This window comes from Vibrio sp. 2304, assembly GCF_033339475.1.
Taxonomy (GTDB): domain Bacteria; phylum Pseudomonadota; class Gammaproteobacteria; order Enterobacterales; family Vibrionaceae; genus Vibrio; species Vibrio alginolyticus.
In genome coordinates this window covers 216478-229649 of sequence record NZ_JAWOUQ010000006.1, presented here as the reverse complement: position 1 = coordinate 229649, position 13172 = coordinate 216478, and the positions used below count along the sequence as shown (strand labels likewise).

Annotated in this window: 11 protein-coding genes; 1 reads left to right on the top strand and 10 read right to left on the bottom strand. The window is 45.3% G+C overall.

What is annotated here, in order from left to right; all coding sequences use genetic code 11:
• Window positions 1-16: 16 nt before the first annotated feature.
• From spoT to R7P64_RS14205, 10 genes are all read right to left on the bottom strand, one after another.
• Window positions 17-2137, bottom strand: a complete 2121-nt coding sequence (gene spoT / locus R7P64_RS14250) for a bifunctional GTP diphosphokinase/guanosine-3',5'-bis pyrophosphate 3'-pyrophosphohydrolase (RefSeq protein WP_005379340.1) — start codon at window positions 2135-2137, stop codon at window positions 17-19.
• A gap of 39 nt (window positions 2138-2176) precedes the next feature.
• Window positions 2177-2449 (bottom strand): DNA-directed RNA polymerase subunit omega, encoded by a 273-nt coding sequence (gene rpoZ, locus R7P64_RS14245; RefSeq protein WP_005379346.1) that lies wholly within the window; start codon window positions 2447-2449, stop codon window positions 2177-2179.
• A gap of 182 nt (window positions 2450-2631) precedes the next feature.
• The gene (gene gmk / locus R7P64_RS14240) at window positions 2632-3255 is read right to left on the bottom strand and encodes a guanylate kinase (RefSeq protein ID WP_005379347.1); all 624 of its coding nucleotides are present in this window, start codon (window positions 3253-3255) and stop codon (window positions 2632-2634) included.
• 435 nt (window positions 3256-3690) lie between these two features.
• Entirely contained in the window at window positions 3691-4914 is a 1224-nt protein-coding gene (locus R7P64_RS14235; protein ID WP_213972981.1) for a tetratricopeptide repeat protein, read from the bottom strand.
• Window positions 4915-4923: 9 nt separating this feature from the next.
• Window positions 4924-5556, bottom strand: coding sequence for an energy transducer TonB (locus R7P64_RS14230; protein WP_005379353.1), 633 nt, complete (start codon window positions 5554-5556; stop codon window positions 4924-4926).
• Between the two features lie 4 nt (window positions 5557-5560).
• A complete protein-coding gene (locus R7P64_RS14225; RefSeq protein ID WP_005379359.1) occupies window positions 5561-5968 on the bottom strand; it encodes an ExbD/TolR family protein in 408 nt (135 codons plus the stop codon).
• 25 nt (window positions 5969-5993) lie between these two features.
• A complete protein-coding gene (locus R7P64_RS14220) occupies window positions 5994-6521 on the bottom strand; it encodes a MotA/TolQ/ExbB proton channel family protein (RefSeq protein WP_005379363.1) in 528 nt (175 codons plus the stop codon).
• A 9-nt stretch (window positions 6522-6530) separates the two neighbouring features.
• Window positions 6531-7892, bottom strand: a complete 1362-nt coding sequence (locus R7P64_RS14215; protein ID WP_017634999.1) for a MotA/TolQ/ExbB proton channel family protein — start codon at window positions 7890-7892, stop codon at window positions 6531-6533.
• A gap of 3 nt (window positions 7893-7895) precedes the next feature.
• On the bottom strand, window positions 7896-8660 hold the full coding sequence (locus tag R7P64_RS14210) for a DUF3450 domain-containing protein (RefSeq protein ID WP_005379365.1): 765 nt from the start codon (window positions 8658-8660) through the stop codon (window positions 7896-7898).
• Between the two features lie 65 nt (window positions 8661-8725).
• Complete coding sequence (locus tag R7P64_RS14205; RefSeq protein ID WP_213972980.1) at window positions 8726-11326, bottom strand: TonB-dependent receptor plug domain-containing protein; 2601 nt, start codon at window positions 11324-11326, stop codon at window positions 8726-8728.
• An 820-nt stretch (window positions 11327-12146) separates the two neighbouring features.
• Between R7P64_RS14205 and R7P64_RS14200 the strand changes: the two genes are divergently transcribed.
• On the top strand, window positions 12147-13172 hold the full coding sequence (locus tag R7P64_RS14200) for an ABC transporter permease subunit (RefSeq protein ID WP_005384771.1): 1026 nt from the start codon (window positions 12147-12149) through the stop codon (window positions 13170-13172).

Here is a 13172-nt window from a genome sequence, read left to right as displayed (position 1 = left end):
TAGGTGGCGATAGAGGTTAGTTCTTTCTGCGTCTGACTCGGGTTGCTTGAGGCATTGCCTTAATCTTACGCATGATACCAGCAAGGTGGACACGATCTTTCGTCGTCAACAGCACTGTCACAGTGTATAAACGACCATCACGTTCTTCCGTTGAAAGACCATGAATGTTTGACCCTGTTTTCGAGATCACGTTGGTCAGTTCTGCAAGAGCACCTTGGTTGTTAAGCATGTCGACTTTAAGTTCAGCAATGAACTCTTTATCGTAGTCTTCAGACCAAGCGACAGCCATATAACGGTCTGGCTCTTTCTGATAACCACGAACGTTCGGACATGTTTCTCGGTGAACAACCAAACCACGACCAGGCGATACGTGAGCAATGATGTGATCATCTGGGATAGGATGACAACAATTTGCAAACGTCAGCAATAAGCCTTCTGCGCCACGAATCGGAAGCTTCTTCTTCGAGTCCGTTGGGATTGAACTTGTTGTTGTGAGCTCTTCGGTGTCACCAAGGAGACGACGTGCGATCACAATGCTCATCAACTCACCCAATCCAATAGCAGCCAATAAATCATCGATGCTTTCTAGGCGAAGATCATTCAAGACTTCTTGGATATTTTCTGGATAAATTGAATCAATCGAGTGACGGCCAAGTGCGTGATTAAGTAGGCGACGACCTAAAGTAATCGACTCTTCACGACGCATCGTTTTCAGTACTTGTCGAATCTTAGTGCGGGCACGAGAAGTCACGACATAGTTTAGCCATGCCGCATTCGGACGCGCACCAGGGGCACTGATAATTTCCACCGTCTGACCGTTTTTCAATGCCTTACTCAATGGGTAAGGGTTACGATCAACACGAGCGCCAACACAAGAGTTGCCTACATCGGTATGTACGGCATAGGCAAAGTCGACAGCCGTTGCGCCTAAAGGTAATTCAACGATACGACCTTTTGGTGTGAAGACGTAAATCTCATCTGGGAAAAGATCGGATTTTACGTTTTCAATGAATTCGAATGAGTTACCCGCGCTTTGTTGTAGCTCTAACAGGCTTTGCATCCAACGCTGAGCTTTCACTTGCGCAGTGGTACCAGACTTGTCGCCTTTGTCTTTGTAAGACCAGTGTGCCGCGACACCTTTGTCCGCCATTTGATCCATATCTTCAGTACGGATCTGAACTTCAACAGGTACGCCGTGTGGACCAACCATGGAAGTGTGTAGCGATTGGTAGCCGTTCGCCTTTGGTACCGCGATGTAATCTTTCATGCGACCAGGACGTGGCTTATACAAGCTGTGTACTTGGCCTAAAACGCGATAACAAGTATCAGCGGTATCAACAACGACTCGGAACGCATAGATATCCATGATGGTGTGAAAGCGCTGTTCTTTGGTTTTCATCTTGTTATAGATAGAGAACAGGTTTTTCTCACGACCAACGACGCGAGCATTCAAGCCGAAATCTTGCAGACGGCCTTCTATTTCGCTGTGAATGCGTTGGATCATCTCTTTACGATTACCACGTGCGGCTTTAACCACTTCTTTCAGTACGCGGTAGCGGTTGGGATATAGCGCCTCAAAGCCCAACTCTTCGAGTTCGGTTTTGATATTGTGAATACCAAGACGATGAGCGAGGGGCGCGTAAATTTCTAATGTTTCACGAGCAATACGACGCTTTTTATCTGGTCGAAGCGCGCCAAGCGTACGCATGTTGTGCGTGCGGTCAGCCAGTTTGATCAGAATGACGCGGATATCTTGCACCATGGCCAGAACCATCTTACGAAAGTTCTCAGCCTGAGCCTCTTTCCTATCGCGGAATTTGAGTTTGTCCAGTTTAGATACACCATCAACCAATTCTGCGACAGTGTTGCCGAATTTCTCTTCGAGATCTTCTTTAGTTACATCACAGTCTTCAATGACGTCATGCAGCAAAGCAGCTTGGAGGGTTTCGATATCAAGGCGCATTTCGGCCAAGATACGAGCCACAGCGACAGGGTGGATGATGTATGGTTCACCGCTAGAGCGGGTTTGCCCTTCATGGGCATCTCTCGCTACCACATAAGATTGACGCAGAGCCTCAATCTGAGGCTCTGTTAGGTATTCTTGGGCAACGTCTTTGAGGCTATCGAATAGATACAAATTATAGGCCCGGGAGGTTGTTGAATTCTAAAGTCAGAATTAACGGTTGTGAGCGATGCTGCTTACTGCCGCTAGCTCTGCCGCTTCTTGCTCTTGCTGTTCTTGACGTTCACGAGCGTCTAGAACTTCTTTAGTAATTAAACCTTCTTCGATTTCGCGTAGAGCGATAACCGTTGGCTTATCGTTCTCTTCTGGCACTAGTGCATCTTTACCGCCAGTTTGCATTTGACGAGCGCGGCGAGCCGCAATCAGTACTAGGTCGAAACGGTTGCCAACTTTTTCAACAGCGTCTTGAACAGTTACGCGTGCCATGAGGACTCCAAATAGTTAACTAAAATTTTAGAATGACGAGAAAGTATACAACCTAACTACTTTATTTACTAGCAATTAGACAAGCCACCGTTTGTGGACTTTCTCAGGTAGTTTATTGTGTTTTTCGCACTGGGCAAAAAACGGGAAATTCTTTTATGTTTTACAGCGTGACTTTTTTGAAGTTACTCTGCTAACAACGCGTCAAGCATACCTTTATATTTAGCAGCTTGCTTTTCTTCCTTCAATCTTTCAGCACGCAAGATAGCTTTAAAATCCATCAAAGCGGTATCAAAATCGTCGTTTACGATCACGTAGTCGTACTCGTTGTAATGAGAGATTTCCGACTTGGCTTCAGCCATACGCTTTGCGATCACTTCATCGCTATCTTGACCACGAGTGTTCAAGCGACGCTCTAACTCACCGTTTGATGGTGGCAGGATGAAGATGCTTTTGGCTTCTGGCATTTGTTCACGGATTTGGCGTGCGCCTTGCCAGTCGATATCTAGAAAAACGTCGATACCTTTATTTAGTGTTTCTTCAATCCATACACGAGATGTGCCGTAATAATTACCAAACACTTCTGCGTATTCTAGGAAGTCACCTTTAGCGATCAGGGCTTCAAACTCATCTTTCGCTACAAAATGGTAGTGGACACCATTTTCTTCACCAGGTCGCATGTTGCGCGTGGTGTGAGACACAGACACTTTCATTGCGTAGGTTGGGTTGCGTTCCAACATCGCTGAGATCAAGCTAGATTTACCTGCGCCGCTAGGTGCAGATACGATATAGAGAGTACCTTTGCCCATTGTACTGTTCCACTTTTGATTGGATTGATTGAGTGCCGAAGGAAAGTTCGACATTCTTATAACGATAGTACTGGCATTGAGAAATCAACCACCAAAGGGGTGGATATTGGTGATAATCCCGCCAGAAAAATGGAGGCGAAGAGTATCATGATCTCTATTTTGTTACCAGTTGATCTTTCTGTCTGTGATCGTCTCTGATGAAATAGTTACTTACGCCAGAGTGTTCCTAAACAGCGAAGAAGGAGCGTGATACAGGACTTACCATCCGCGCACTCTGTTATTAAAACCATTTCTACAACCGTTTAGTGTGCTGATTTTAGGTTTAGAGTCCCGATTTGGCTTGCGTGAGTGACTCTGGTTAATAATGATAAGACGGAAAAAAGGGGAAGCTTTCACTTCCCCAGGCGTGCGACTGACTCACACTTAATCTTCGAATTATCCTTGAGACTCTAGGAAATTTATCCAAGGGCTAACGGTTGACCTGAATTTTGGCGATTGAGCAGCGCCTTTCATCGCCTGCAAGGCCTTTTGTGGCTGCTTAAGCTCGAAATAGGCCATCCCGCGAATGTATTCAAGTTCTGCCTTTTGCTCTTTAGAGGCACTGGATGTCGCGCTTTCTACAAAACGAGTTGCTTCAGAATACTGCTTGTCTTGTATCATTAAGCGAGCAATCTGAATTTGCGTTTTAGCAGAAGGAGCGAGGTTATATGACTTTTTATAAGCGAGAATTGATTTATCTAGCTCTTTAGCTTGCTGCCAGAAACTGGCTAGGCGGTCATAGTTTTCCTTCGTCTTTTCAATGTTTCCAGCTGCCATTTCCTTTTCAAGAGTTTTGGCTGCTTTATATGGAATACCTTGATAAGCCAAGAAGTTTACAAAGCGTAAATATTCCTTCTCTCCTTCTAGTTTCCCCATTTTGTAAACCATTTCTAGGGTGGCTAGAGAGTTGCGTTCTTGACCTAGCTCCATGTAGACACCAGAAAGTTGCATCCAGTAACGCTTTTTCTGAGGGTACTTTGAAGTCAGAGTTTTGAGTACACTGGCAACGCTTTTCAGCTGGCCTAACTCGTAGTGAGATGCAACGAGAATTAAGTACCAAGACTCACTTGGGCTCTTGCTCATCGCGATGGCTTTTTTGGTTGGTGGGATTGCATTTCTGTAATCTTCCAACTGAACATAAGCGCTCGCTAACGTGATATAAGCATGAGCTTGAGGCTTCTCTTTGGTTGTTTCTGCAACCTTGAACCATTCCTTCATCGTTTTTACAGACAACGTATACTTTTCTTCAGCTAGGTAAAGCTGAGCCAAGCTGTAGCGAACTTGTTGAGCAACAGGAACGGGAAGTGCGTCGAGCTGTAATGCTTCGGCAAAGTATTTTGCTGCTTGCACATAATTGTCTTGTAGCGAATACAAAAAGCCAGTCTGCTGAAGTAAAACTGCTCGGTCGTATTTTTTCGAACTTGTGCTTTCTAAAGCGCTTGCTAGTTTTTCTTTCGCTGCTGAATATTTTTCAGTTGCGATCAACTCTTGCACTTTGTTAACGGTTCGAAATGTCCGATCTGATAACTGAGGAGCTTCTTTTGCCATCGTAGGAGCGGCCATTGCCACTCCTGCGAAGAGAATTAAAGAAGCCACTTTGCTTTTCCATAAACTTTTCATCGTGACTCCTTAATTGGTTGAGAACTCTATTTCTTGCGATAGGCGCGAGCTAACAGGTTTCCCGTCAACCAATTTTGGTTTAAATGTCCATTTAGAGACTGTTTTTCTTGCCGCTCGACCGAGGCCTAAGCGTCGTGGTTGCTCTTTAAGAACTTTGATGTCCTCTACGGCACCACGTGCGTTGACAGTAAACTCTAATAAGACGACCCCTTTTTCTATTCCTGCTTTCGCAGCCTTCCTAGGCATTTGAGGTTGGAATGTCGCTAGAGGTGTTGGGCCTCCGCTACCCGCGAGTTGCGCACCTCCACCCTGGCTATAATGTCCAAGCACCGAACCACCTGTAACATTTACGGGTAGGTCAAGCTTTGGCATATCCATTGGGGTCTGCTCCATCACCGGTTTTACTGTCGCTGTCACTTTCATTTCTGGCGGCGGCGGCGGACGCTTAGGCGGTGGTGGCTTTGGAAGTTCGCGTTTTTTCTCCTGTATTTTTTCGTCTGGTTTAATGCGAATAAACTCGACCATACGCAGGTCATCATTCGACACTAACTCGTGGCGCTCTTTGTTTACTAGCTTGTCCATCCCCCAGAACAACCCGAGGGAGACAATGAGCGCCAGTGCAATTGAGGCCAGATACCGCATAAGCTTAATCCTTATTGGTTGCGGCAATGGAGATGCTTTCTACACCTGCCATTTTGATCTGGTCCATAACCTTCACGACTACGCCAGCATTTGCTTCAGTGTCGGCTTGGATAACAACTGCGCCATCAGGGCTTTCTGCACGAAGACGTTCAATATTCGCGCGAACTGCGTCCACTTCGATGCGGCGTTTATCAACCCAAACATCACCCGCCGCACCAACTGCGACCATGATGTTACCTTTTTTCACGGTTTGCGCAGAGCTTGCCGTAGGGCGGTTTACTTCTAGACCAGCTTCTTTTACGAACGATGTTGTTACGATAAAGAAGATCAACATGATGAATACGATGTCGAGCATCGGTGTCATATCGATAGCGGTTTCATCACTGCTATCACTGCTATAGCGTCTTTTCATGACCTATACCTCTAATTCCATTTACTCAGGCAATATGCTTTAGCTTATCTTCCAGCTTTTGCGTTGTGACTTTGGCTAAATGATCAAGACGTGAACTAAAGAACAGTCCTGATAGAGAAGCCACCATCCCGGCTAACGTTGGGATTGTTGCCTTTGAGATCCCCGAGGCCATTGCTCGAGGGCTTCCTGTTCCTGTTACCGCTAAGATGTCGAATACTTGGATCATGCCAACAACGGTGCCGAGCAAACCCAGTAAGGGACAAAGCGCAATCAACACTTTCACGATTGGCAGGCCCTTTTTATTCTCAATGTCCTGACGAGAAACAATTTCTTGTCGGATCATCTTAGCGTTCCAGCTCTGGTGCTCTGATCGCCCCTGCCATGAGCCAACGGCTTTTTTCATGGCTTTTGGAGCGACGGCAGCAAAATAGAACCAACGTTCTAACAATACTGCCCAAAGCATAAAGCTGAGGATGAAGATGGCGACGAGTACATCGCCACCCATTCCCAAGAAGCGCCTAATTGATTCAAGTTCTCCAACTAACCACCACATAACGCCTCCTTAGCTTTCGGCTTTATGTAGTTTTTCCTGATAGCGAGCGATGAAGCCTGCACTCTGTTCTTCAAGAGTTTGAACCAAACGACGACCTTTACTGTGTACGATGGTGTAAAGGAACAGCAATGGAATTGCGACAACCAGACCTAGCATGGTTGTAACAAGAGCTTCAGAGATACCGCCAGCCATTAGCTTAGGATCACCTGTACCAAATAGTGTGATTGCTTGGAACGTACCGATCATACCCATAACCGTACCCAGTAGACCTAGAAGTGGTGCTACAGAAGCGAACAGTTTGATTGAGCTGATAAAGCGTTCAATGCTCGGTGCGTTACGTAGGATGATTTCGTCCAGTTTCGCTTCAAGATCTTCAAGGTTGTCACCTTTGTGCTCTTGGTAAGCCTGGATAACTTCACCCAGAGGGTTACCAGGAATCACGGTTTCTGATTTCGCTTGCTTACGCATTTTACCGCCAATCACTTGAAGGCGTAGGAAGCAAACTAGAGCAATGATAGCGCCAACTGCACCCATACCAAGGATGACGTAACCTACAATGCCACCTTGATCAATACGTTCTTGAACGGTAGGGCTTTGTACAAGTAGAGACAGAATTACACCACGGGATGGGTCAATAAACAGTGGCTCATAGCTGTTTGACGCTGACTCAAAGCCCGCAACATGACGTGTAATATTGGTGCGAGGCTGTCGAGAGAGTTCTTCGAACTTACCTGTTTGAGGTACATAAGTAACGTACTTACCATCGGCAATCGCGTTAAATTCACCGACAAGAGTAACATCGCGAACCGCTTCTTTACCTTCGCCATAAACAACCGTTGCTTGGGTTGTTGCTGTCTCGCCTGAGGCAACCACTTGTTGAAGAATGGTATGCCAGAATGCTTCTAGCTCTTGTGTTGATGGCAGTTCTTTACTTTCAGCCAGTTTCGTTAGTAGAGCGTCACGCTCTGGGAACTGAACTGCGTTTTGAGAGGCTGCAAATAAGCCTTTAAACTCGCCCGCATATTGGCGGACCACACCAAACATTTCGCCCAAAGTACCAGAGCGAACACGTAAGGTTTCTGTTAGTTCAGTCAGCTGCTTATCGTTTTCATCAAATGTCGCTTTAAGTTGATCGCCCAGTGCTTGCTGTGAAGCTAGCTCTTCACGAGCCTGTTGCAATAATGCTGCTTGCTTATCTCGGTTGTTCTTGAACTCAGCTTCACGGGCTTTGTTCTCTTTTGACTCAACGATGCTTTCTGATTTTACGTTTTTGAGTAGTTCAGATAAGTTTTTAGGCGTTTCTGCTTGTACGCCTGAAGCCATAAATAAGCTCGCTAGTAGACCAGCGGCTAGAGTTTTGAATCCTTTCATCTCTTATTCCTCCCCAGCATATACAGGCAATTTGATTAGCGCTGGTGGCGCTTGCTTCTTCGCGATACGAAGGCCTTGCTGCACCGCTATGCGGTAGCTTTCCGGTAATGTTTCCCATTGACGTGTTTGTTGGTTCCACATACCTGTCTCACCACCGTCTGGAGATTGGAATAAAAGCGCCGTGCGACCAATACGTAGGAAGTCGTAAGTCACGGTTTCCCCATTTCTATCTAGGCTAGCTTTGTAAGATTCAATTGAGCGAGAGAAGCCTTCTTCAATTTGGTAGGCTTCCATCACTTTACGGAATTTCTCAGAAGTCGTTACGTCGGCGCGATCCATGAGACGACGCAGTTCTTGGACACGTTTATTACGTTCTTTTTTCTGGAAAGGCAGATCGAGAGTCACAAACTCATCGAGTGCATCGATCATTTTAAGTGTTAGTGGCACTACTTCTGTTGCCGTTTGATCGATCTGAGCAATTTGGTTATTTAATGAGTCCAATTCACCTTGCTGTGATTGAACCATACGATTAATTTGCTCGTTGTAGACTTTCATGCTGTCGATTTGACGTAGTAAGCCTTTGTATTCTGCCAACATGCCTTCAGTACTTTCGGCATAATTGTCGATTTTTTGTTGCGAAGCTTCTGAAGATTGATTTGCTTTTGCTTGTGTGGAAACGACAGCACCAGAGTTGGCCGCTATAGAGCTACTACTGATAGTAAGCAATGCTGCAGCTATGGCACTGAGACCAAATTCCTTGAATTTCATGGTTGCATCCTTGTCAGTGTTTTAGTCAGTCGAAAAGGGCGCGGAAAACCCGCGCCAAATATTTTTTAGAAGTCGTATGATGCCTCGACGTATAGCTGACGTCCGATTGGATCGTCATACCCAGTTGCATAGAATGGAGAGGTATCGCTTAGAGGATCTGCAGGCGGTACTTTGTCAAACATGTTGATAGCACCAAGAGTTACACGACCACTCTCGTTGAATTGGTAAGAAGCCGTTAGGTTCCACGTTGTCATGCTAGCGATTTCTGCTTTGTAACCCGCTTTTTTAGCAGAATCACAGTCATCAAAGTAGTAACGGTTTGCGTAGCTTGAACACATACGGTCGCGGTATTTACCAAATAGGTTGATAGCGACATCTTCATATGCCCAGCCAAGATTTAACGTTGCGGTGTATTCAGGCATGAAATCTCTTTCATCCGTTACAGGCTCGCTGTCGTTTTCTTGATATTCAGCAATCAAGATCTTCGTTACAGCAACACGCGTGTTAAATGAACCGAACTCATTAGTGTCGTATGCGTATTTGATCGCTAGGTCAATACCAGAACGCTCTTCATACGACTGGTTCACTGGACCATAGGATACCGACTTGATGGTGCCATCTGGGTTACGAACGACTTCAGTACCTGGGTATTTACCTGGATCGTTAATTACATCTTGGTAAGTTGGTGCAGTTACGACGTCTTCCATTTTGATGTGGTACCAGTCAACGGTTACACCAAGATCATCCACAGGCTCCCACGCTAGGCCCAAGTTAATGTTTGTACTTGTTTCTTCTTTCAGCTCTGAGTTAGGGCCATTAAGCGTATCGAAGTACTGAGTATCACACTCTGGGTACTTATCTTTATCTTGTGGGCCGCTACCACCAGCGTTGGCACAAAGCACAGGGTCAAAACCAGAACCAAAGCCTCGAGTTTGATCACCAAATAGTCGCTTCAAGTCTGGAGCTCGGAAGCCTAGACCGTAGCTACCACGTAGCAATAGGGTGTCAGTAGGACGGTATGCTAGGGCTACTTTAGGAGTGAATGCGCCACCAGTTGCCGAGTCGTCGAAGTAGTGGTCGTAACGACCAGCGACAGTCATTTCTAAATCTTCAATGATAGGAATAAGAGCTTCAACACCAAGACCAATCTGATCGCGGTCACCGCCGCCTGACGTTCCACCTAGACCAGAGAAACCACCAGCTGCTGTTGTAGCATCAATCGTCTCATTGTAGTCAGTACGGTTCCATTCACCATAAACAGCAAAGCCAGACATACCTGCAGGAAGTTCAACCAAATCACCAGCCAGTGAGCCGTTAACAGAGTAAAGCTTTGAGTAAGCTTCTTTGCTTGAAGTGCCGCTGTATTTGTCTACAACGTCTTGTGAGATAGGCCCTAGAAGATCGACATCACCATTTTGTACAGCTTGGTCGAGAGTTAGAAAGATTGCTGGGTTGCTTGTTTCAACGCTTTGCTCAGAGTAACCAGCGGATAGGTCCCAATCATACGTATCAGCAAGCAGGCCGTTCAAGCCTAAGGTTAAGCCAAAAGAATCGGCTTCAGTGTTACTTTCGCGTGGTCCAAATTCGACCATACGGCGAGTGTATTCGCCTTCGCCGCGGAAGTGAGAGGCATCAACTTCAACGCTGTAAGGGTTAGGTTCGAATTCAGATTCTGTAGACTTGTAGCCAAAACGGGCTTCTGCCATGGCAGTGACATTGTCGTTAATGTCCATTTCACCACGTAAAAGTAGGTCTACTTGTTTGTTTTCTGGCTTTAATGTTCGGTATGCAGAACGGTTAACACCACACTTTCCATCCGCTCGTTCAATCGCGGCATCACCAACGACTTCTTTACATGAAGAACCAGCATCAGCTGGTGTTAGAAGTGTTCCGTTGGCGCCTTCAAAGTTTGCACCGTAGCTAGAGTAGCCACTTAGCTGAGAACGGCTAGAACCGTCATCGCCAGCCCAATCATCTCGGTCAGATTGCTTTAGCATTTCGTTGCCCGCAAATTGGCCAACGAAGAGAATACGTTTGTCGTCAAAGTTTTTGCCAGCTACAACGTCTAAACGACCATTTTGGTAACCACCATCCGTCGCGTCACCCGCGCGTACTTTTACAGAAACGCCATCAAAGTCTTTCTTTAAAATGAAGTTTACGACACCACCGATTGCGTCGGAGCCGTAGATAGCAGAACCTGAGTCGGTCATTACTTCAACACGCTCAATGGCGGCGACAGGGATTTGGCCGATATCTTGGAAGTTAGATGTACCATTTTGTGCTAGCGGGTATTGAGGAAGACGACGGCCATCAATAAGAATCAATGTGCGTGACGCGCCAAGGCCACGTAAGTTGACTGACTGCGCTGCTGGTGTAAACGAGAAAGAGTCTGTTTGAGCCATTACACCACCTGTGTTTTGGGTCAAACTGTTCAATACGTCTTGCGCGCTGTTAAAGCCTTTAGACTCAATGTCTTTACTATTAATAACAGTAACTGGTGAAGGACCTTCCATATCCGTCGTGGAGATACGCGAACCAGTAACTTTCATCTTTTGAAGTTTTTCAACTTGCTGCTCTTCTGCCAGTGCTGTTGCTGGGGCTGCAACTGCTGCTGTCCCCAAAGCAAGGCTTATCGCAACAGATAAAGCGGTTGTGTTTTTATACATCCTTGTTGCTCCGATTATTATTATTTCCTATGTCTGGCCGCATAGCGGCCAAATGTGACGTTAATATTTCGTTAACGTTCGGCCAATGTATAACCGAGATGAAAAAAGGAAGTCAAACCAGTGGTAAACGGGGATGCTTAAATGTAAAAAAGATGTAAATAACCAGGCTTTGTTTAAAAGGCGGAATAAAAAACCGAATAAGGTTTATGCATCGAGATTAAATTTCAATAAAACACCGTATTTTGTGTTTCTTATAAACTTTAATGACTTATCTTGCCTATGGTTTTTTAGTGGGTAATTGAATCTGGAAAAAGATATTTTTCCAGTGAATTGTTCTGAGATGAGTTTTATATCGAATCCATACTTTGTTAGCTCGAACTTATTAGGTGGTATCAAAATATGATACCCATTGCGGTTAAAGGGCTCACTCGTATTTTTAGGTCAAATATAACCTTGGATTATGTGTCTATTTATGTGTGTAGGGTGCATTTTTATGTAGGGTTTTGGCTCTAAACAGCCTAGATTGATATTCTGTATGAATTATTTTTGTGGTTTTTTATAATTTTTTACAAAAACATTTCTGTTTTTCGACATCGAAGGAAGTTTGTCATGTTTTGGTTTCAAACACTTGAAGCTGATGTGGATTCAAGATAAATATGACGCTGAAATTATTGCAGTAGTAGAAAAGTCTAGCTCTTGAGGCGCAGGGAGTGTGCTTCAACAGTTTTAGTTACTACGAGATAAATATGCACCATTTTGGGCGGAAAATATCCTCTTTCACTCCGTTTGAACTGGACAGTAGACAAGGAGCAAGTTGTATATGCTGTCGTACTTTTTACGCCGTTTGGCGTTGGTTATCCCAACGTTTCTCGGGATAACTATTCTCATCTTTGCTATCACTCGTTTCGTGCCTGGCGGACCTGTTGAACGCATGTTGTCACAAATGCAGTCCCAGGGGGACGGCGCCGCATCAATGACGTCTGCGGGTGGTAATACGGCCCTTTCTGACGATCAAATCGCGGAGCTGAATGCGTTTTATGGCCTGGATAAACCAGTAACGGAAGCGTACGTCGAATGGTTAAGTCGTTTGGTAATGCTAGATCTTGGCGAGTCGACGCGTTACTACGAGCCTGTCTCGGACATGATCGCAGAGCGTTTGCCAGTGTCGTTGTTTTATGGCGGCATGACCTTCTTTATTAGTTATTTTATCTCGATTCCTCTTGGTTACTATAAGGCACTCAAGCACGGTTCTGTGTTTGATTCCGCTTCTTCAGTACTCATTTTCGTAGGCTACGCGCTACCAGGTTATGTGGTGGGTGTATTGCTGATCACGTTATTTAGTTATCACTTGGAATGGTTTCCGATGGGAGGCTTTGTCGGCGATGACTTCGACGATTACGAAACCTTCTTTGAACGCGCTAAAGACATTATGTGGCATGCGGTGTTGCCTTTGATCTGTTACCTCATTGGTGATTTTGCCACGCTGACGATGACAATGAAAAATAACCTGATGGAAAACCTTTCCTCAGATTACATCCGCACCGCAATTGCGAAAGGATTACCTTTCAAAAAAGCAGTTCGTAAGCACGCGTTGCGTAACAGCTTAATTCCAATCGCGAGTCACTTTGGTAACTCTTTGTTGTTCTTCATGACCGGTGCCTTCCTGATTGAAGTTATCTTCAATATTGATGGCATTGGCTTATTAGGTTACGAATCAATCATGGAGCGTGATTACCCTGTTGTTATGGGTATTGTCGCCATTAATGCGTTGTTACTGCTCATTGGTAACATCATTTCAGATATTTGTGTTGCTTTAGTCGACCCACGTGTGAAGTTTGGAGCGTAA

Bases quoted from the DNA above. Each gene is read 5' to 3' on its own strand.
- rpoZ (WP_005379346.1), bottom strand. From the start codon at position 2,449: ATGGCACGCGTAACTGTTCAAGACGCTGTTGAAAAAGTTGGCAACCGT.
- gmk (WP_005379347.1), bottom strand. From the start codon at position 3,255: ATGGGCAAAGGTACTCTCTATATCGTATCTGCACCTAGCGGCGCAGGT.
- R7P64_RS14235 (WP_213972981.1), bottom strand. From the start codon at position 4,914: ATGAAAAGTTTATGGAAAAGCAAAGTGGCTTCTTTAATTCTCTTCGCA.
- R7P64_RS14230 (WP_005379353.1), bottom strand. From the start codon at position 5,556: ATGCGGTATCTGGCCTCAATTGCACTGGCGCTCATTGTCTCCCTCGGG.
- R7P64_RS14225 (WP_005379359.1), bottom strand. From the start codon at position 5,968: ATGAAAAGACGCTATAGCAGTGATAGCAGTGATGAAACCGCTATCGAT.
- R7P64_RS14220 (WP_005379363.1), bottom strand. From the start codon at position 6,521: ATGTGGTGGTTAGTTGGAGAACTTGAATCAATTAGGCGCTTCTTGGGA.
- R7P64_RS14215 (WP_017634999.1), bottom strand. From the start codon at position 7,892: ATGAAAGGATTCAAAACTCTAGCCGCTGGTCTACTAGCGAGCTTATTT.
- R7P64_RS14210 (WP_005379365.1), bottom strand. From the start codon at position 8,660: ATGAAATTCAAGGAATTTGGTCTCAGTGCCATAGCTGCAGCATTGCTT.
- R7P64_RS14205 (WP_213972980.1), bottom strand. From the start codon at position 11,326: ATGTATAAAAACACAACCGCTTTATCTGTTGCGATAAGCCTTGCTTTG.
- R7P64_RS14200 (WP_005384771.1), top strand. From the start codon at position 12,147: ATGCTGTCGTACTTTTTACGCCGTTTGGCGTTGGTTATCCCAACGTTT.